The organism is Kitasatospora sp. NPDC058190 (assembly GCF_042883685.1).
Taxonomy (GTDB): Bacteria; Actinomycetota; Actinomycetes; order Streptomycetales; family Streptomycetaceae; genus Kitasatospora.
Map to the genome: position 1 here is coordinate 84,572 of NZ_JBHVVI010000003.1, position 18,547 is coordinate 103,118.

General features: G+C 73.6%; 15 protein-coding genes. 9 read left to right on the top strand and 6 right to left on the bottom strand.

Annotated features, from left to right (window positions below):
• Positions 1 to 109 precede the first annotated feature (109 nt).
• The gene (locus ACFVWU_RS02290; protein ID WP_387614300.1) at positions 110 to 1,387 is read right to left on the bottom strand and encodes a cytochrome P450; all 1,278 of its coding nucleotides are present in this window, start codon (positions 1,385 to 1,387) and stop codon (positions 110 to 112) included.
• Positions 1,388 to 1,675: 288 nt separating this feature from the next.
• Here ACFVWU_RS02290 and ACFVWU_RS02295 point away from each other — a divergent pair, with 288 nt between their 5' ends.
• Complete coding sequence (locus ACFVWU_RS02295; RefSeq protein ID WP_387614303.1) at positions 1,676 to 2,599, top strand: hypothetical protein; 924 nt, start codon at positions 1,676 to 1,678, stop codon at positions 2,597 to 2,599.
• A 324-nt stretch (positions 2,600 to 2,923) separates the two neighbouring features.
• Here the strand turns inward: ACFVWU_RS02295 and ACFVWU_RS02300 are convergent, their stop codons facing one another.
• A complete protein-coding gene (locus ACFVWU_RS02300; RefSeq protein WP_387614306.1) occupies positions 2,924 to 3,190 on the bottom strand; it encodes a zf-HC2 domain-containing protein in 267 nt (88 codons plus the stop codon).
• A gap of 58 nt (positions 3,191 to 3,248) precedes the next feature.
• On the opposite strand from ACFVWU_RS02300, the gene ACFVWU_RS02305 reads away from it, so the two are divergent.
• From ACFVWU_RS02305 to ACFVWU_RS02315, 3 genes are all read left to right on the top strand, one after another.
• A complete protein-coding gene (locus ACFVWU_RS02305; RefSeq protein WP_387614309.1) occupies positions 3,249 to 3,812 on the top strand; it encodes a sigma-70 family RNA polymerase sigma factor in 564 nt (187 codons plus the stop codon).
• A 676-nt stretch (positions 3,813 to 4,488) separates the two neighbouring features.
• Positions 4,489 to 5,295 carry a helical backbone metal receptor gene (locus ACFVWU_RS02310; RefSeq protein ID WP_387614312.1) on the top strand — a complete coding sequence of 269 codons (807 nt, stop codon included), beginning with the start codon at positions 4,489 to 4,491 and terminating at the stop codon, positions 5,293 to 5,295.
• 50 nt (positions 5,296 to 5,345) lie between these two features.
• Positions 5,346 to 6,386 carry a transglycosylase SLT domain-containing protein gene (locus ACFVWU_RS02315; RefSeq protein ID WP_387614315.1) on the top strand — a complete coding sequence of 347 codons (1,041 nt, stop codon included), beginning with the start codon at positions 5,346 to 5,348 and terminating at the stop codon, positions 6,384 to 6,386.
• A gap of 88 nt (positions 6,387 to 6,474) precedes the next feature.
• On the opposite strand, the gene ACFVWU_RS02320 is transcribed toward ACFVWU_RS02315, so the two are convergent.
• The 3 genes from ACFVWU_RS02320 to ACFVWU_RS02330 form a co-directional block, all read right to left on the bottom strand.
• Positions 6,475 to 8,904 (bottom strand): hypothetical protein, encoded by a 2,430-nt coding sequence (locus ACFVWU_RS02320; RefSeq protein WP_387614318.1) that lies wholly within the window; start codon positions 8,902 to 8,904, stop codon positions 6,475 to 6,477.
• Positions 8,905 to 9,110: 206 nt separating this feature from the next.
• Entirely contained in the window at positions 9,111 to 10,685 is a 1,575-nt protein-coding gene (locus ACFVWU_RS02325) for a lipase maturation factor family protein (protein ID WP_387614535.1), read from the bottom strand.
• 345 nt (positions 10,686 to 11,030) lie between these two features.
• Complete coding sequence (locus tag ACFVWU_RS02330) at positions 11,031 to 12,107, bottom strand: GAF domain-containing protein (protein ID WP_387614320.1); 1,077 nt, start codon at positions 12,105 to 12,107, stop codon at positions 11,031 to 11,033.
• 343 nt (positions 12,108 to 12,450) lie between these two features.
• On the opposite strand from ACFVWU_RS02330, the gene ACFVWU_RS02335 reads away from it, so the two are divergent.
• The 5 genes from ACFVWU_RS02335 (at position 12,451) to ACFVWU_RS02355 (ending at position 17,883) form a co-directional block, all read left to right on the top strand.
• Entirely contained in the window at positions 12,451 to 13,725 is a 1,275-nt protein-coding gene (locus tag ACFVWU_RS02335) for an acyl-CoA dehydrogenase family protein (protein WP_387614322.1), read from the top strand.
• A gap of 484 nt (positions 13,726 to 14,209) precedes the next feature.
• Positions 14,210 to 16,444, top strand: coding sequence for an ATP-binding protein (locus ACFVWU_RS02340; protein WP_387614325.1), 2,235 nt, complete (start codon positions 14,210 to 14,212; stop codon positions 16,442 to 16,444).
• Complete coding sequence (locus tag ACFVWU_RS02345) at positions 16,444 to 16,875, top strand: roadblock/LC7 domain-containing protein (RefSeq protein WP_355670497.1); 432 nt, start codon at positions 16,444 to 16,446, stop codon at positions 16,873 to 16,875. Before ACFVWU_RS02340 ends, ACFVWU_RS02345 begins: the two co-directional genes overlap by 1 nt.
• Complete coding sequence (locus ACFVWU_RS02350; RefSeq protein ID WP_380609560.1) at positions 16,872 to 17,255, top strand: DUF742 domain-containing protein; 384 nt, start codon at positions 16,872 to 16,874, stop codon at positions 17,253 to 17,255. Before ACFVWU_RS02345 ends, ACFVWU_RS02350 begins: the two co-directional genes overlap by 4 nt.
• A gap of 52 nt (positions 17,256 to 17,307) precedes the next feature.
• Positions 17,308 to 17,883, top strand: a complete 576-nt coding sequence (locus ACFVWU_RS02355) for an ATP/GTP-binding protein (RefSeq protein ID WP_380609561.1) — start codon at positions 17,308 to 17,310, stop codon at positions 17,881 to 17,883.
• Between the two features lie 138 nt (positions 17,884 to 18,021).
• On the opposite strand, the gene ACFVWU_RS02360 is transcribed toward ACFVWU_RS02355, so the two are convergent.
• Entirely contained in the window at positions 18,022 to 18,480 is a 459-nt protein-coding gene (locus ACFVWU_RS02360) for a MarR family winged helix-turn-helix transcriptional regulator (RefSeq protein WP_387614330.1), read from the bottom strand.
• Positions 18,481 to 18,547 lie beyond the last annotated feature (67 nt).

Below are 18,547 nucleotides of genomic sequence, written 5' to 3' on the forward strand. Positions count from 1 at the left end.
GAAGACGCGGGCCCAGGCGAGGACTCGGACGAGGATCTCGAGCGAGGGCCCAGGCGAGGACCCCGGCCCGGGGCCGGGCGAGGACTCCAGCCCGGGGCCGGGCGAGGGCTCAGAAGGTGAACCGCAGCGAGCGGACCCGGTGGTCGAAGCTGGACGGGACGAGCTCCGGCGCGCCGACCGACCGCGCGTCGGGCAGCCGGGTGAACAGCTCCCGCAGCAGCGCCGTCATCTCCTGCCGGGCAAGGTGGGCGCCGAGGCAGTAGTGCGGTCCACCGCCGCCGTAGCCGAGATGGGGGTTGGGGCTGCGGGTGATGTCGAAGGCGTCCGGGTCGGGGAAGACCGCCTCGTCCCGGTTCGCCGAGCCGTAGTACAGCGCGACCTTCTCCCCGGCCCGCAGCAGCGGGCCGCCGGGGCCGCCCAGCTCGTGGTCCACCGCGACGGTCCGGCGGAACTGGATGATCGGCGAGGCGTGCCGGACGATCTCGTCCACCGCGCCGTCGAGCCGCCCGTCCAGGTCGGCGAGGAGCAGGGCCCGCTGCTCGGGGTGGACGGTCAGCAGGTGCAGGCCGTGGGCCAGCGCGTTGCGGGTGGTCTCCACCCCGGCCACCAACAGCAGGGTGAAGAAGGCGCCCAGCTCCCGGCCGGTGAGCCGGCGGCCGTCCACGTCGGCGGTGACCAGCGCGGAGATCAGGTCCTCGGCGGGCCGGCGGCGGCGCTCGCGGCCGATCCCGGCGACGATGCCCTGCATCCGGGCGAGCGCCGCCAGCCCGCGCCCGGGCACCCGGAACCGGCGGCGCAGCGGACGGGCCACGCCGATGTCCTCGGAGGTGCGGTTGACCAGGTCGAGGATGGCGCGGCGCGATTCCGCGGGGATGCCCATCATGGTGCAGATCACCTGGAAGGGGAGCTCGGCGGCGACCGCGCCGACGAAGTCCTCGGGCCGACCACGCTCGACCTCGTCCACCAGCGCGGTGGTGATCCGGCGGACGTCCTCCTCGACCCGGCCGAGCAGCCGCGGGGTGAAGGCCCGCGAGACGATCCGGCGCAGCTGGGCGTGGCGGGGGTCGTCGAGGTTGACCATGGAGTCGCCGAACAGCATCCGGACCCAGCGGGCCGGCTCGGGGGTGGTCACGCCAGGGCCGGAGAGGAAGACGGCGGGGGTACGGCTGGCCTCGACCACGTCGGCGTGCCGGACCAGGGCGTGGAAGCCGCGACCGGTGGCGCGGTCGCCGAAGTACGCCGGGACGGGGAGGCGGCGCAGCTCGGCGAAGGCGGCGGCTCGGGCGGGGGCGGGCAGCTGCCAGAAGCGGGGGTCGGCGAGGTCGGGGGTGGCTGACGCCGGGGTTCCTGCCGGGGTGGCCGCGGAGATCTCCGTCGGGGCGTCCATGGTCCTGCCTCCTGCTTCCGGCCCGCTTCCTCCCGACGCGTACGGTCCGTGTCGGCGTGTGCACATTTAGCGAGCAGGGGAATACGTGATGTCAAGTCGCATCGGCGGCTTGCACGAACGGGTGCGATGAGCAGCTGATCGGTTCACCTGTCGGCCGGCCGCCCCGCCGGTCAACCGGGCCGCCGGCCGACCGGGCAGGCCGGGGTCAGGAAGCCGGGCATGGTCTCACGGGACGGAACCGGCCAATACCGGAGGGTGCGGTACGGGCCGGGGAAGGCGGGTGCGACGATGAGTGTCATCGTGATGACCGACCGGATCCGCCTGCTGCGCGCCGCGGTCTTCGCCGCGCTGTGCGTGGCGATGGCCGCCACGGCGCACGTCGCCATGGCTGGGGCCGGGGTCTCGCCGCCAGTGTTGTTCGGCGCGTTCGGGGCGGTCCTCGGGCTGACCTGGCTGCTGGCCTGGAAGCCGCGTGGGCTCGGTGTGATCAGCGCGTGGATGGTCGCGGCACAGAGCGCGCTGCACCTGCTGTTCGAACAGGCCGGGTCGTTCGGTCGCGGGGGCGGCGGTCTCGGCCGGCTCGCCACCACGGACTGGGCCGCCCTGCTGCTCTGCAACCCGGACCGGGTGCCGGACGGGCTCTCCCCCGTCGAGCTGGCACGGATGGCCGGCATCGACCCGGACGTCCCGCCGGCGACCGACAGCCTGCGCCCCCTGGCGGGGATGCACCACGGGGCGGTGGCCGGGTCGGCCGACGGGATGGCCATGGACATGGGCCTGCCCGGGATGCCGAGCATGCCGGGGATGCCGGGCATGCCCCCCGGGACGTCCCACGCGATGCCGTCGGGGATGGCGCATGACCTGTCCGGCGGGATGACGCACGGGATGGCGCACGGGATGCTCCCCGGCATGTCGCACGGCATGTCGCCGGGGATGGCGATCGCCCACGTGCTGGCGGCGCTGGCCTGTGCGCTGCTGCTCTGGCGCGGTGACGTCGCGTTGGTGCGACTCTTCGAGCTGCTCGGCGCGCTCGGGAGCGTGGTCGCGGGGGCGCTGCTGCTCCCGCTACTGGCGCTGGTCGCCCGCCCCTTCGGGTACCGTCCCCCGACACCGCCCCGGCCCGCCGACCGACCTGCCCGGCCGCCCCGGTCGGTGCTGCTCACGCATGCCGTCGTCCGGCGCGGCCCGCCGGCGTTCGCCCTCGCCTGCTGACGCGCCCGCCGCACTCTTCCCCCGGCCGACCTCGGCCGCTGCCGGGACCTCCGTGACGGGCAGGTCGCCCTGTCGTGCCGTCGTCCGTCGCGCCCCGCTGCCGCAGCACCTTCGGGTGGCTGTGCCGGAGTGCCGCCACGCACCGTGCCGAGCAGGGTTCGGGCCCGCGTTCGCCGACGCCTCCCACCGGAGGTGTGGTGTGCCGCGCGATCGCCCCATGGACGTCTGCGGTGCCGCTGCGCGCGGCGCCGTTCCCAGCCTTACCCTCGGGACCTTTCCATGCCTCACTACGACGGCGCACCGGCTCCGGCCTGCGCCACCGTCCTACCGCTCCGCGCCCTGCGGACCCTCCGGAGCGTGACCGACCGGGCCTTCCGTCTCCAGTCGGGCCAGCAGCCGGGCCGACCACTCCGGCGACGGCCCGTCGGTGGCGGCCGCCCACACCTCGCCGCGCAGCCGCTCGGCCCGGTCGTGCCACTCCCGGCAGCCGGTGCAGCGCGCGAGGTGCTTGTCCAGCCGGGTGTCCGACAGGCCACTCGATTCACCGTCGAGCCGGGCGGACAGAGCGGTACGGAACTGCGCGCATCTCATATGACCATCGTCCCGCACGGCCGGTGCGCCGGGACGGCGGGCCGGGCGGGAGGCCGCCGTGGATGACGACCAGCTCACCGCGCTCGCGCTGACCGCCCGCTCGGGCCGGGCGGCGGACGTCGAGGCCTTCGTCCGCGCGACCCAGCGGGACGTGTGGCGCTTCGTCGCCCACCTGACGGACGTCCAGTCCGCCGACGACCTCGCCCAGGAAACCTTCCTGCGCGCGTTGCGCGGCCTGCCCGCCTTCGCCGGACGCTCCTCGGCCCGCACCTGGCTGCTGTCCATCGCCCGGCGCACTGTGATCGACCGCTACCGGATGGCCGCCGCCCGGCCGCGCTGCGCGGCGCTGCCGGACTGGCAGGAAGCGGCGGAGCGGCAGAGCGCCACCCCGACAGCCGGGTTCGAGGACGGGATCGCCCTCGGGGACCTGCTCGACCGGGTGCCCGCGCAGCGGCGGGAGGCGTTCGTGCTGACCCAGGTGGTCGGCCTGAGCTACGCCGAGGCGGCGGAGGTCGCGGGCTGTCCCGTCGGCACCGTCCGCTCCCGGGTCGCCCGGGCTCGCGAGGAACTGATGGCGCGACTGCGGGCGGCCGAGACCGGGGAGCTCGCGGCGGCCTGCTGAGCGGGGGCGGGCAGCCGACCGCGGACAAGTAACAGATGACAGATAACAGCTGACAGATTTCGAAATCTGTCAGCTGTTATCTGTTCGCCGAAAGTCGTCCATCGCAAAAATCCCCCGGGTGTTCGGAGCCGGAGCCGCCGCGTCCTCGACCAAGCCGTTCCCGACCGACCATCAGACCGCGCCGGTCGACCGGTGGAGCCCGGTCGTGGCCACCGGGCTGCTCTCGTTCGTCGCGATGCTCGACATGCACGTGGCCCACCTGGCGCTCAGCGACATGTCCGCCGCCCTGCACGTCACCGCAGTGGGCCGCCATCGGCTGCCAACTCCCCCACATCGCCTCGATGTTGACCGCCGGACGGCGGATGGACCAGGTCGGCACCCGGTCCGCGCTGCTGCTCGCCGTCGACTGCTTCGGCGCCAGCGGCGTGCCGGCAGCCCTTGCCCCGTGGGCGGGTTGGCCGATCGTGGCACGACTGCCGCAAGGCGCCTTCGGGGCTGTGCTGTTCGTCCCTATACCGGTGCCGGCCGCGACCTCCGTCTGGCCCGAGCCTCGCGGCCGAGCGATGAGCGTGCCGGCGACGCTCGGGTCCCCGACGACCTCCGCGACGTCGGCGGGCACCTCCTACGAACGCCGCATGACGGCCCCTCACGACCGCCCTGCCCGTAGGGTGGCCGGATGGCCGAACCCACCCTGCTGCACGACGACCTCGACCTGCCCGTACGGCTCGGGCCGCACCCGCCGCGCCGGGTGGTCTCGCTGGTGCCTTCGCTGACCGAGGCGGTCGCCGCCACCGCGCCCGGCCTGCTGGTCGGCGCCACCGACTGGTGCAGCCACCCCGCCGACCTGGCCGTCACCCGGATCGGCGGTACCAAGAACCCGGACGTGCCGAGCATCCTCGCCCTCGAACCGGACCTCGTGCTGGCCAACGACGAGGAGAACCGGCGCCCCGACCTGGACGCGCTGCGGGCCGCCGGGGTGCCGGTCTGGGTCACCGACATCCGCTCCCTGGACGACGCGTTCCGCTCGCTGGACCGCATGCTCACCGCCGCCTGCCGACTGCCCCGCCCGGCCTGGCTGGACGAGGCGGAGGCGGCCTGGCGCGAGGTGCGGCCGACGGCGGACGGTCCGCGCGCGATCGTGCCGATCTGGCGCCGCCCTTGGATGGTGCTCGGCCGCGACACCTTCGCCGGGGACCTGCTGCGTCGCCTGGGCCTGCGGCTCCTCCACGCCGACCACCCCGAGCGCTACCCCGCCGTGCCGCTGCCCGAACTCCTGGCGAGCGGAGCGGAGTTGGTGGTGTTGCCGGACGAACCGTACCGCTTCACCGCCGAGGACGGCCCGGAGGCGTTCCCGAACGTCCCGGCCGCGCTGGTCAGCGGACGGCACCTGACCTGGTACGGCCCCTCCCTGGTCGCCGCGCCGACCGTGCTGCGACAGGCGATCGACCACCCGTTCGTACAAGGCTCGATGCCCACATCGTAGGATGACCGCCACTCGTCGGGATCACTGGCGACAAGTGGGGGGAACCACGCATGAGGCTGAGCACCACCCGGCGGACACTGATCCTGGTGTCCGCCACCGCCGTGTCGACCGCCGTCCTGGCGGGCTGCGGCACCAAGCACGCCGACGACCACCAGAACGCGGCGGCGACCGGCACGCCCACAGCCGCCACCGCCTCGCCGAGCGGCACGCCGAGCCCGGGCCCGTCCGCGAGCACCGCCCCGACGCCGACCGACTCGGCATCGGCCGGCCCCAGCGCCTCGCGCAGCCCGAGCGCCGCCGCCAGTACCGGGGCGGGCAAGACGGCGAAGGCCGCACCGACCACCCAGCCGGGCACCGCCAAGCCGGCCACCGGCAACGCGGCCGCCGCGCCCGCCACCCAGCCGCCGGTCGAGAAGCCCGTCGTCGCCGCCCCGGTACCGACCGCCAAGCCCGGCGCGGTCGCGCTCCCGCCGCCGCCCGCACCGCCGGCCCCGCACGTGCCGCCGCTGCAGAGCGGCTGCCAGCCCAGCAAGCCCCAGCCGGACGAGACCAAGGAGACCGTCGGCACGGCGCTCACGGCAGCGGCCGGCCAGTCCCGGGTGCTCACCCTCAGCTCGGGCGGCACCGACAAGCTCCCGCCGCTGCCGGTCAACCTGGTCAAGGCGATCGCCTGGCAGGAGAGCGGCTGGCAGTCCGGCATCCTCGCCTGCGACGGCGGGATCGGCACCATGCAGGTCATGCCGAACACCGTCAGCTGGATGAACGGCAAGTTCGGTACGACCTCCGACCCGAAGACCCTCGCCGGGAACGTGCAGCTCGGCACCCAGCTGCTCAACTGGCTGGTCGCCTACTACGGCGACTCCTCCTTCGGCGGCAAGTACGACCTCTCCCCCGACCCGGCCACCGGCAAGACACCGCTGCTCGACCTGGTCATCTCGGCGTACAACGCGGGCGCGGGCAACGTGCACTACAACGCCGTCACCGACCCGACCACGGGCGAGGTCGTCGGCAGCCTGGACATCCCGAACCCGAAGTACGTGTCCAACGTGAAGGCGCTGATGTCCAGCCAGCCTTGGAACAAGGCGGGCTGACGAGCCACGGCTCTCGGCTGACGGCCTGCATGCAGCACAGGGCCCGGGACGCTCGTGCGTCCCGGGCCCTGCTGTGGGTGCTGACGCGTCAGCCGCGCGCGGCAGCGACGGCGGCGCCCAGCGCCTCCTTGATCCGGGGACCGAGGCGGGCGAAGCCCAGCTCCTTCATGGCGGCCCGGAGCAGCTCCTCGTCGGTCCGCCCGGTACCGTCACCGTCGACCCAGCGGACGACGGCGAGCAGCTCGTCGGCCGAGTAGGCGGTGACGGGGCGGCCGGGGGTGAAGTCCGGCTTCTCGGGACGGCCGGTGGGGGCCTCGGGGGCGGGCTCGGCAACGGTCGGCTCGGCGACGGGCTCGGGCTCGGGCTCGACGGCGGGGGTTTCCTCGACGGCCTCGGGCTCGACGGCGGGCTCCCCGACCTCGACGGCAGGAACCTCGGCGACGACCTCGGGCTCGACGACGGGCTCCTCGGCCACGGCCGCCGGGGGTTCCTCGGCAGTCTCGGCCTCGATCACCGGCTCGGCGACCTCGGCGACCTCGGCGACCTCGGCGACCTCGGCGACCTCGGCGACCTCGGCGACCGGAGCCTCCTCGACCCCGTCAGTCTCAGCCGCCGGCTCCTCGACCTCGGTGGCAGGGGCCTCGTCGACAACCTCAACCTCAGCGACCGGCTCCTCGACGGCAGGTGCCTCGGGCTCAGCGACCTCAACGGCAACGGCCTCGACGGGCTCGGCGACCGCAACCTCGATCAGCTCCTCGACCTCAGCCGCCGACTCCCCAACCTCAACGGCAGGGGCCTCGTCGACAACCTCAACCTCAGCGACCGGCTCCTCGACGGCAGGTGCCTCGGGCTCAGCGGCCTCAACGGCAACGGCCTCGACGGGCTCGGCGATCGCAACCTCGGTCAGCTCCTCGACCTCAGCCGCCGACTCCCCAACCTCAACGGCAGGGGCCCCGTCGACAACCTCAACCTCAGCGACCGGCTCCTCGACAGCGGGTGCCTCGACCTCAGCGACCTCGACGGCAACGGCCTCGGCCTCGGCCTCGACCACCGGCTCGGCGTCGGCAGCCTCCTCCGTCACCTCTTCGACGGCCGCAACCTCGGCGACAGGCTCCTCAGCCCACTCCGCCTCCGCCTCGTCCGCAGCCGCGGCCTCGGCCAGCGCGGCGGTCGCGGCGGCCACCAGGTCGTCGGCGGCCGGGGAGGGCGCCGGGAGGGACACCACGGCGGCCGGGGTCTCCTCCTCCGCCACCTCTTCCACCGCAGCCGACCCGACCTCGACGGAGTTCGGGTACGAGCCCGACGGCGTCTCGACAGCCTCGGTGTCGGCCTCGTCCTTGACCTCGGTCTCGGCTTCTGCCTCGGCCTCGGCCTCGGCCACGAAAGCCTCAGCCTCGACCGGAGCCGTCAACGAAACCGGCGCTTCCTCCGCGAGGCCGTCCCGCTGGCCGCCGGCCAGAGCCTGACGCGCAGCAGCCTCGGCATCGGCGCCCGACGCCTCGACCTCCGGCACCTCGACCAGCGACTCCCCGGCGAGCGACTCCGCGACACCAGTCTCGTCCGACTCCGCCAGCCCGTCCCGCTGCCCGCCCGCGAGCGCCTGGCGCGCCGCGTACGCGGCCTCGGCGGCGCGGCGGTCGGCCTTGGCGGCGGTGAGCTCGGCGAGCAGGTCGCCGAGGCCGGCCTCCTCCAGGGTGGCGCGCAGGCCGCGGAGAGCGGGCAGGCGGTAGAGGGTGCCCTCGTCGGCGGCGAGGCGCTCGACCAGGTCGACCAGGTCCGCGAAGGCGATCCCGTCCAGGTCGTGCTCGGGCAGCAGGCGGGCGAGGCCGCGCAGGCTGGAGTTGATGGCCTCGAAGGCCTGGGCGGTGCGGTCGACCAGGGCGCCGTCGGCGGGCACGGTCGGGAGGGTGCCGGCCGGGGCGAGGGCGGCCCAGGCGCGGCGCTCGATCTCGGCGGAGCTGAGGGCCTCGTGCAGGTCCTCGCGGCGGACCCGGCGGTCGGTGGCCAGGGCGGCGGCCTGCTTGCGCAGCGAGCGGCCGCGCAGCCAGGAGAGCTTGACGCCGTTCTCTCGGCGCCAGTTGCTGTCGGCGGTGGCGGCCGCGAGGGCGGTGAGGTCGGCGTCGTAGGCGGCGGCGGTGAGGGTGGCGGAGGTACGGTGCACCCGCTGGAGCATCTCGACCAGCAGCGCGGTCTTGGCGACCGTGGCGGGTTCGTCGAGCTTGGCCTCGGCGGCCAGCGCGGTGACGGCTTCCCAGGTCTGCTGGAGGTCGCGACCGCGCAGCTCGGCGAGGGCGGTGGAGGCGGCGCGGGCGTCCTCGGGGGTGGCGACGGTGTCGACGGCCGCGTACCAGGCGTGGGTGTCGGCGCGGACGGTGAAGGCGCCGAGTTCGGCGTAGCGGCCGAGGTCCTCGCGGAGGTCGGGCTCCGCGGCGGCGTCCTGGGGGTCCTTGACGTCTGCGGCGCCGGCGACGTCCGCCGGGTCGGCTGCGTCGGCGTTGCGCGAGTGAAGCACTGTCATGTGTGGTCCGGTTCTGGGCGTCGGCGGCGGGGCTGGCGGCGAGGGGACGACGGACCGGGTGCGCGGAAGGCCCCTGGGGCGGGGCCGGGGGGCGCGCGGTCGGGCCGCCGGGTTGTGGAGGCCCAGAATACGGGTGCCCGTTCGAGCCTTGCACGCACCCACCGCCGCACGGGCCGGTGTCGTGTGCCATACCGCCCGCCTGGACGCTACTCGGGAGGGCCACCCGGGTGGCCCTCCCCTGGTCCGGACGGGTGGCCGGGGTGCTCCGTCCGGGGTGGGCGGGGCCGCCGCAGCCCGTCCAGCGGGACCTTGCGGGCGCTGCGGGCCGGTCGGCCGAGCGGCGGGCGGTAGCCGGCCCGACCGAGGGTGTGCTCGTCGACCGGCGCGAGGTACTCGTGCAGTGCGGTGCGGTGCCACCACGCGCCGGTTTCCCGCAGTTCGCGCCATCCGGTGAACCGGTAGAGATAGAGGGTCGCCCGGACGTGGGTCGGCGGGTCGTCGGGGAAGGGGTTGTGGCGCAGCAGCCGGAGGGTCGCCCGGTCGCCGGCCAGCAGGCGGGCGACGAAGGGCAGGAACCAGGGACGGGCGTAGGCGGGCGAGATGCCGGCGAACCACATCAGCCAGTCGAGCCGCAGGTGGTAGGGGGCGTACTGGCGCGGGAGGCGACGCACGTCGCCGGGTTTGCCCTTGAAGCCGTACTCGCGCCAGACGGTGTGCGGGGTGAGGACGGCCTCGTCGGTGCCCTCGACCACGACCTCCTGGCGCAGCCGGTTGACGCTGCCGAAGGCGCCGTAGGTGTTGACGAGGTGGAGCCGGTTGAAGGAGCGGTTCATCACCTGGCGGCGCGAGACCATGTTGGTGACCGGCCAGTAGCTGAGGACGAGGACGGCGACGGTCAGCGCGATCACCAGCGCCTCGTACCAGAGGGGGGCGCCGGGGTACCGGCGGGCGTGCACGGGCAGGCCGAGGCGGGCCGGTTCGACGGCGGCGAGGGCGAGGGCGATGGTCAGCCAGTTGAGCCAGGCGAAGTTGCCGGAGGTGACCAGCCACAGCTGGGTGGCGAGCACGGCGCAGGCCGCGTAGCTCGCGATCGGTTGCGGGAGCAGCAGGCCGACCGGGACGACGAGTTGGACGAAGTGGTTGGCGGCGGCCTCGACGCGGTGCAGCGGGCCGGGCAGGTGGTGGAAGAACCAGCTGAGCGGTCCGGGCATCGGCTGGGTCTCGTGGTGGTAGCGCAGGCAGGTCAGGTCGCGCCAGCAGCTGTCGCCGCGCAGTTTGATCAGTCCGGCGCCGAACTCGACCCGGAAGGCCAGCCAGCGCATCAGCCACAGGACCAGGGTGGGCGGGGCGGTGTCGGCGTTGCCGAGGAAGGCGGCCAGGAAGCCCGCTTCGAGCAGCAGGGACTCCCAGCCGAAGGAGTACCACGTCTGCCCGACGTTGACGATGGAGAGGTAGAGGACCCAGAGCACCGCCCAGAGCAGGACCGAGGCCCACAGCGGGACGGCGTCGCCGAGTCCGGCGGCGACGGCGGCGGCCAGGGCGGCGCCGCTCCAGGCGACAGCGGCGAAGAAGCGGTCGCTGTAGTGGAGGTGGAAGAGGCTCGGGGCCTGGCGGAACGGGACGCGGGCGGTGAAGCGGGGCACCGGCAGCATGCCGTCGGCGCCGATCAGGGCGCGGAACTGCGCGGCGGCGGCGAGGAACCCGATCAGGTAGAGGCCGGCGAGCAGGCGTTGGACGAGCAGCCGGCTCAGCCAGTAGTCGGGGGCGGCGAACCAGTCCATGCGGCCCATGCCTACCATCGGCGGCCCCCGGCCGGGCCCGGCCGGGGCGCGGGCGGCGGACGGTTCACCCGCTCGGCCCGGGACGAAGGGTGGTGAGGCGAAGGGCGGCAAGGCGAAGCGGCGAGGCGGAGGCTGGTGGGGAGGTGAGGCGAGTGGGCGGTGGGGCGCCGACTGGTGGGGCAAGGGGCCGTGCACCACGGTGCCGTGCGCGCAGCGCCCGAACGACACCGTGGCGGGGAGCCTCTCCTCGGGGGTGAGAGGCGCCCCGCCACGGTGGTGGACGGTACGGAGGGCGGAGCCGGCGGCCGCGGCCGCGGTGCCGCGCGCGGGCGGCGGGTCGGCGGCTCAGCTCGGCAGGACGAGTCCGGACCCGCCGGCGACGCCCGGGCGGCCGGTCGCGGTGGCGGTGCCGTTCTGCTGGAGCCGGTCGACCAGCAGCGCGGCCAGCGTGCCGAGCTCCTCCTCGGTGCGGGACTGCGCGGTGACGTCCATGCCGACGGTGAGGACGCCGTTGACCTGGCCGGTGCGCGCGCTGCGCATCGGGGTGCAGGTGAAGCTGAAGATCTGCTGGATGCGCTGCGCCTCGGGGCGGCCGGACTGGATCCGGACGTCGTTGAGGACGGTGGCGCGGCCGGTGTGGTACGCCTCCGTGACGGCCTGCTGGAGCCCGGCAGCGCCGAGCTGCGGGTAGGCCGCGCCGATCGATCCGTACGCCACCGGGGCGCCGAAGGTGTCGGCGTGCTGGGCGTTGGCGTAGCGGATCTCCTGGCCGGGGCCGTCGGTCAGCATGATCGGGAACGGGGATCCGTCGAAGGCGGCGAACATCTCCTGCTGCTGGGCGAGCAGGTTGTCGCGCAGCCGGATCTCGGAGAGCAGCGCCTCGGCGAGGTGCTGGATGTCGCGCAGCCGCTCCCGCCCCCACTGCCGGGGTTCCCGGTCGAGGACGCAGACGGTGCCGATGACGGTGTTGGTGTCGTCGACGAGCGGGGCGCCGAGGTAGGCCCGGACACCGAGCTCGTCCACGACCGGGTTTCCGGCGAACCGGGGGTAGGCGAGGATGTCGTCCAGCGCGAGGGGCGAGCGCTGGGCGACCACGTGCGGGCAGAAGCCGTGGCTCAGCGGCATCTGGCGGGTGGGAAGGTCGAAGGCGATGCCTCGATCCGCCCAGGAGGCACCTTCTTCGTGCGCGATCTCGGTCGAAGTTGGCGGAATGTAGAGCCCTCGGAACATCTGGCGCTCGTCGTTGATGAAGTTGACCATCGCGATGGGAGCGCGGGTGATGCTGGCTGCAAGGTGGGCGAAGCGGTCGAAGGCCTCGTCCGCGGAGGGTTCGTTGAGACCCAGGCTGCGCAGCCTGCGGGTCCGCTCGGACTCCCCGGCAGCACCCGGGAACTGGCCTTGAGTGCTCATCACATCAGTCATGGCGCACATGTAATCAGACATTGGGGTGTCGCGGGGCTACCGGGATCGCCCGTCACCCCTGCTGATGAACAGTCAAAGCCGCATGTGAGGGGCCCCGCGGTGGGTTGACGGAGCGGGGGAAGACCACTTCCCACCCCGCACCGCGCCAAACCCGTCGATAAAAAGATGATCCGATTCTCGCCAATCCAAGATCCGCTAGCTGTGGAGTCGGGACGCGCATATGACAATGAGCCCTGCCGAAGACACGGACGGTAGTTCCCGTGATCCCGCCGGGGGAATGGTCGCAGCGGAATCGACGGCGCGAACGGAGGCACGACACCCACCGCAACGAGAGGACCAGAGCATGGCGATGGACTACTTCACCGATGAGCGGCACGAGAGCCTCCGGGCGGAGGTCCGTGAGTTCGCGGAGAAGGAGGTGCGTCCCGAGGTGGCCAGGATGGAGGCCGACCGGGACGTCGAGTTCGAGCTCTCCCGCGAGATCGCCCGTCGCGGCTGGATCGGTGTCACCATCCCCCGCGAGTTCGGCGGCCTGGGGCTGGGGCACCTCGCCAAGACCATCATCGTGGAGGAGCTGGCCAGGGTCAGCGGCGCGATGGGCGCGATGGCGCAGGCCTCCCAGCTCGGCGTCGCCAAGGTCATCCACTTCGGCTCGAACGCCCAACGGCGTTTCTGGCTGCCGAAGTTCGCCTCCGGGGAGTGCCTGCCGACCATCGCGGTGACCGAGCCGGAGTCCGGTGGCCACGTGCTCGGCATGGCCGGCACCGCCCGCCGCGAGGGCAACGAGTACGTGCTCAACGGCCGGAAGGTGTTCGTCGGCAACTCGCACATCGGCGACGTGCACGGCGTGGTCTTCCGTACGGGCAAGGGCAGCAGGGGCCTGTCCGCCTTCCTGGTCGAGAGCGACCGGCCCGGCTTCCGCGCCGGGGCGATCGGCACCCAGGGCGGTCTGCACGGCTTCAGCTTCGGCGAGCTGGTCTTCGAGGACTGCCGCATCCCGGCGGCCAACCGGCTGGGCGAGGAAGGGCTCGGCCTCGACGTCGCCTACTCCTCCTCCACCCTCTACGGCCGGCTGAACCTGGGCGCCGTCGCACTGGGCATCCACGTCGCCGTCGTCGAGGACACCGTGCGCTACGCCGAGGAGCGGGTGCTGTACGGCAAGCCGCTCAACCAGTTGAACAGCGTCGCGCTGAAGCTGGGCGAGATGCAGTCCCGGCTGATGACGGCCAAGCTCGCCGCCTACCACGCCTCGCACCTGCTGGACCGCGGCCAGGCCTGCGACGCCGAGCTGATGAACGCCAAGCTCGTCAACACCGAGTACGCGATGGACTCGGCGCGCCAGGCGATGGAGATCTTCGCCGCCCGCGGCACCCAGGAGGAGCACCACATCATCCGCTACCTGCGGGACGCCACCCACATCTACGCCCCGGCCGGCACCTCGGACGTGCAGAAGCTGCGGCTGGGCCAGGTGGCTTCGGGTACGTACGGCAGGCAGTGGTCGGCCGAACTGGCCGACGTGGCGAGCTGGGCGTGGACCGAGCTCAACCAGGTGGAGGCCGAGGCGAAGCCGCAGCGCCCGCGGGGCGCCCGGGTGGTCCCGATCTCCATGGCGAGCTGACCCACGGCGGTCGACCGGGCCGGCCGCGAGCTGCGGCCGGCCCGGGGCCGGGACGTGTGCCCGCCCCGGGCGGCAGGCCGGAAACCGCTGCCCGGATGGTGGCGAACCTTCAGCACGACGACTCTTTGACCTGTTCCTGACGGCTCTCCGAGAGACACACCCCGCCCTCCCGGAGAGCCGTTCCCGCTTCACTGCCACCGAGCCGACCTGCGACGTTCCGTCAGCGAACGCCCTGAGCGGGAGCGGGCTCCACGGCCATCGGCCGTTCTCATATCGTCAGTTGATGTTGCGATAAGGGCACCTGGGGCTGATAGGTTTCCTGCCGTCGGCGGCCTTGGCTGCACCCCGCCCGGACGGTGACACCGCGTCACCCCGTCCGGCAACTCCGGCCTCGGCGCCCTGAAGCCCGCCCGGGCCGCACGGGCCGACCACGCCCTCGGACCCGCGACCCGGCCTGCAACTCGGCCCTGCAACAAGGAATCAGATGCCAGGCATATCGGCCCCCCGCACGGGCCACCGCGCCGGCCGGTCCGGCTCCCTCCGCAGCTCACTCCTCGCCCTCGTGCTGGTCCCCAGCCTGAGCCTCGCCGTCGCCTGGGGCTACGCCGCCTACCTGCTACGCGACGCCGGCCACCGCACCGCGCTGCTGGCCGGCACCGTCGTCGTCGCCGTGGTCCTGCTGATCAGCCTGATCCGCGGGATCCGGGCCGCCCGGGCGCTGTCCGCCCGACTGGCCGGACTGCGGGCCGACACCCTCGCGATCGCCCAGCAGGAGATCCCCGACGTGGTCGGGCGGCTGCGCGCCGGGGAGACCGTCCCCACCCCGCCCACCTGGACGCCCTCCCGGCGGATCGGCGACGAGGTCCAGCAGACCTCGGACGGCCTGGCCGCCGTCCGGCAGGCCGCCGTCGCGGCCATCGTCCACCAGGCCCAGGGCCGCGAGGGGACGAAGAAGGTCTTCCTCAACATCGCCCGCCGCACCCAGATCCTGATCCACCGGCAGATCAGCATGCTCGACGCCCTGGAGCGCGAGCACGAGGAACCCGAGCTGCTGCGCGAACTGTTCGCCGTCGACCACCTGGCCACCCGGATGCGGCGCAACGCCGAGAACCTGGTCATCCTCGGCGGCGCGCTGCCCGCCCGGCGCTGGCGCAACGCCGTGCCCATGGTCAACGTGCTGCGCAGCGCCGTCTCCGAGACCGAGAACTACGCCCGCGTGGTCGTCCAGGGCGTGCCCCGGGCCTCGCTCAGCGGGCAGGCCGTCGCCGACGTGATCCACTTGGTCGCCGAGCTGATCGAGAACGGCACCACCTTCTCCCCGCCGTACACCCAGGTGCAGGTCTCCGCGCAGGAGGTCCCCAAGGGCTTGGCGGTCGAGGTCGAGGACCGCGGCCTCGGCATGACCGAGGAGGAGTACGAGCGGCTCAACGAGTACCTGGCCAACCCGCCCGAGCTGGACGTCTCCGCGCTCGGCGACGACCTGCGGCTCGGCCTGTTCGTCGTCGCGCGGCTGGCCGCCCGGCACGACATCCAGGTCACCCTGCGGCCCTCGCCGTACGGCGGCACCCGGGCCGTGGTGCTGGTGCCCTCGGTCCTGCTGGGGCAGGCCGGGCAGCCGGCCGCGGTACCCGGGCTGCCCTCCGGCGCACGGGTCACCCGTACGCCGGTGCCGGAGCAGCGGCCGGCGGCCGACGGCGACCTCGGGGAGGTCGACGAGCAGCTGTCGGGCGCGCTGGCGGGGGTGCTGAGCGGACTGCTGGGCGAGGGGCCTGCGGCTCCTTCCGCGCCCTCCGCTCCCTCCGGTCCTTCCGGTCCTTCTCCTTCCGGTCCTTCCGTGCCCGAGGCGCCCGCCGCCCCCGGGGAGCCGGACGGCGGTGTGATCATCGGTGAGCTGCTCGCGCGGCAGGACGGGGAGGGTGACGCCGCCCCCTCCAGCGGTGGGCTGCCGGTGGGGGCCGAGATCCCCGGGCTGCCCGGTGCCGTGGTCGTGTCCCGGCCCACGCTGCCCCGGCCGTACGCCCTGCCGACCGATCCCTCGGAGTTCGCTGGCGGCCTCCCGTCGGGCGTCGCCTCCGGTCACGGTCCGGGCCTCGGTTCGGGCCACGGTTCGGACAGCGACTCCGGCCTCGGTTCGGGCGTCGGCTCCGACCTTGCGTCCGGCCTTGCTTCCGGCCTTGCTTCTGGCCGTACGGACGGACCGCTCGTGGACCCGGCGGCCGGGTTCGACGGAGTCACCGCCGACCCCTCGGCGCCCACCCACGAACGCCCGCAGGAGGACCACGTGGAGCACGGCCCGGACGGCGAACTGCGCACCCCGCGGGTCCTGCCGCAGCGGGTCCGCAACGCCAGCCTCGCCGAGCAGCTCCGCGAGGCCAACGCGCCGGGCGCGATGATGCTGCCGGTGGCGTCGATGCCGTCGGCGCCGTCCCATCCGTCAATGCCCTCGACGCCCTCGATGCCGTCCGCCGCGCCGACTCAGCCGTACGGGGGGCACGCCGCCCCGACCGGCCCCCGGTACGACGCCGGCGAGGCCGACGAACTCTCGCCGGCACGCTCGCGCGCCACCATGGCCGCCATCCAGCGCGGCACCCGCAGCGCCCGCGCGGCCGGTACCGAACCGGACGCGCCCGCCACAGCCCCCAACCCGGCCGCACCTTCCGCCCCCGGGGAAGCCCCTGCGGAAGCCTCCGCCGTTCAGGAAGCCAAGGAACAGCAGTGATGACGCAGCACACCGACACCCAGCGCGACCTCAACTGGCTGCTGGACCAGCTGGTGGCGCGGGTACCCGAGACCCGGCACGCCATCGTCCTCTCCGAGGACGGCCTGCTGGTCGGCATGTCCCAGGGCCTCGACCGGGCCGACGCCGAGCACCTGTCCGCCGTCGCCTCCGGCCTGCAGAGCCTCGCCCGCGGCGCCGGGCACCGCTTCAACGGCGGCCGGGTCCGGCAGACCGTGGTCGAGATGGACCAGCTGTTCCTGTTCGTCACCACCGCCGGACAGGGCGCCCGGCTCGCCGTCCTCACCAGCGAGCAGGTGGACGCCGGGCTGATGGCCTACGAGATCAACATGCTGGTCAAGCAGGTCGGCCAGTACCTCACCGCGGCGCCGCGCAGCGACGCCGGCCAGGTCGGCGCGGGTGGCGGTGCGTGACCACCGCCGACGCCGACGAGGGCTGGTTCTACGACAAGGACGCCGGCCACCTGGTCCGTCCCTACGCGATCACCAACGGGCGCACCGGCCCGGTCCGTGACGGCTTCGCCCTGATCACCCTGGTGGTCACCGCCGACCCTCGCACCGACACCACCCGGTTAACACCCGAACCGGCCGCGATCCTCGATCTGTGCCGCGAACGCCCGCTGGCCGTGGCCGAGATCGCGGCCACCCTGGACCTGCCGGTGAGCGTGGTCAAGGTGCTGCTGGACGACCTGGCGGAGGCCCGGCTGATCCTCACCCGGGCACCGGTCCAGCTCGCCGAGGCGCCGGACATCTCGCTGATCCAGGCCGTGATCGAGGGCGTCCGCCGGCTCTGACCGGTCGGCCCGCCCTCCTCGCACCACCCAGTTCCCATCCAGGAGACCCGAATTGACGACCCAGAGCCTGGTGCCGGGCGCGGTCAAGATCCTCGTCGCCGGCGGCTTCGGCGTCGGGAAGACCACCATGGTCGGCTCGGTCAGCGAGATCGAACCGCTGCAGACCGAGGAGCGGATGACCCGCGCCAGCATCGGGATCGACAGCCTCGAAGGCGTCCAGGACAAGTCCACCACCACGGTGGCGATGGACTTCGGGCGGATCACCGTCCGCGAGGACCTGGTGCTCTACCTCTTCGGCACGCCGGGGCAGTTCCGGTTCTGGTTCATGTGGGACGACCTCGCGCTCGGCGCCCTCGGGGCGATCGTCCTCGCGGACACCCGACGGCTCGAATCCAGCTTCGCCGCCGTGGACTTCTTCGAGCAGCGGGGCATCCCGTTCGCGATCGGAGTCAACTGCTTCCACGGCCGGCGCGACGCCAGCCCGGAGGACGTCCGCCGCGCCCTCGACCTCGGGCCGGAGGTGCCGGTGGTGCTGTGCGACGTCCGGGAGCGGGCCTCCAGCAAGGAGCTGCTGCTCGCCCTGCTCGACCGGGTGCACCGGGACGCGCTGGCGGCCGGGCGGCGGTAGGAGCGACTCACCGTTTGACGCTCGGCAATTGACGCTCGGCGCTCGGCAATTGACGCCTACCGTCGGCCGCCTGCCCGCTGCCGGGTCTCCACCGCGAGGCCTCCACCGCGAGGCTTTCGCCGTCAGGCCTCCGCGCCGTCAGGCCTTCGCCGGGGTGAGCTTGAGGTAGGTGAGCGCGTCGACCAGCGTGGCCAGTTCGGGGACGTCGGCGGCCTGGGCCAGGGTCGCCTCCAGGGTGGCGTCGTGCACCGGGCGGGCGGCCTCCAGCAGGGCGCGACCCTCCGGCGTCAACTCGGTGTAGATGCCCCGGCGGTCGTCCGCACAGAGGTAGCGGCTGAGCAGGCCGCGGTCCTCCAGGCGGGAGACCAGGCGGGTGGTCGCGCTGCTGCTCAGCGCCGCCGCGCGGGCCAGCTGCTGCATCCGCATGTGCCAGCCGTCCTGCCGGGACAGGGCCTCCAGCACGGTGTACTCGACCACCGAGAGCTGGTGCTCGGCCTGGAGCGCCTTCTCCAGAGCGGTGTCGATCAGCCCGTGCAGTGCGGCGAGCGTGCGCCAGCCACTGGCCCGGACCTCGGCGGCGTCATCGCGGATCCCCATGGCTCGCCTTCCCTTCGCGTTCGCCCGTACGTCCCGTTGCGTCTCCTCTGCGACAAGTATGACAGTC

Coding starts and splice junctions, on each gene's coding strand:
- ACFVWU_RS02290 (WP_387614300.1), bottom strand. CDS start 1,387: ATGGACGCCCCGACGGAGATCTCCGCGGCCACCCCGGCAGGAACCCCG.
- ACFVWU_RS02295 (WP_387614303.1), top strand. CDS start 1,676: ATGAGTGTCATCGTGATGACCGACCGGATCCGCCTGCTGCGCGCCGCG.
- ACFVWU_RS02300 (WP_387614306.1), bottom strand. CDS start 3,190: ATGAGATGCGCGCAGTTCCGTACCGCTCTGTCCGCCCGGCTCGACGGT.
- ACFVWU_RS02310 (WP_387614312.1), top strand. CDS start 4,489: ATGGCCGAACCCACCCTGCTGCACGACGACCTCGACCTGCCCGTACGG.
- ACFVWU_RS02315 (WP_387614315.1), top strand. CDS start 5,346: ATGAGGCTGAGCACCACCCGGCGGACACTGATCCTGGTGTCCGCCACC.
- ACFVWU_RS02320 (WP_387614318.1), bottom strand. CDS start 8,904: ATGACAGTGCTTCACTCGCGCAACGCCGACGCAGCCGACCCGGCGGAC.
- ACFVWU_RS02325 (WP_387614535.1), bottom strand. CDS start 10,685: ATGGACTGGTTCGCCGCCCCCGACTACTGGCTGAGCCGGCTGCTCGTC.
- ACFVWU_RS02330 (WP_387614320.1), bottom strand. CDS start 12,107: ATGACTGATGTGATGAGCACTCAAGGCCAGTTCCCGGGTGCTGCCGGG.
- ACFVWU_RS02335 (WP_387614322.1), top strand. CDS start 12,451: ATGGCGATGGACTACTTCACCGATGAGCGGCACGAGAGCCTCCGGGCG.
- ACFVWU_RS02340 (WP_387614325.1), top strand. CDS start 14,210: ATGCCAGGCATATCGGCCCCCCGCACGGGCCACCGCGCCGGCCGGTCC.
- ACFVWU_RS02345 (WP_355670497.1), top strand. CDS start 16,444: ATGACGCAGCACACCGACACCCAGCGCGACCTCAACTGGCTGCTGGAC.
- ACFVWU_RS02360 (WP_387614330.1), bottom strand. CDS start 18,480: ATGGGGATCCGCGATGACGCCGCCGAGGTCCGGGCCAGTGGCTGGCGC.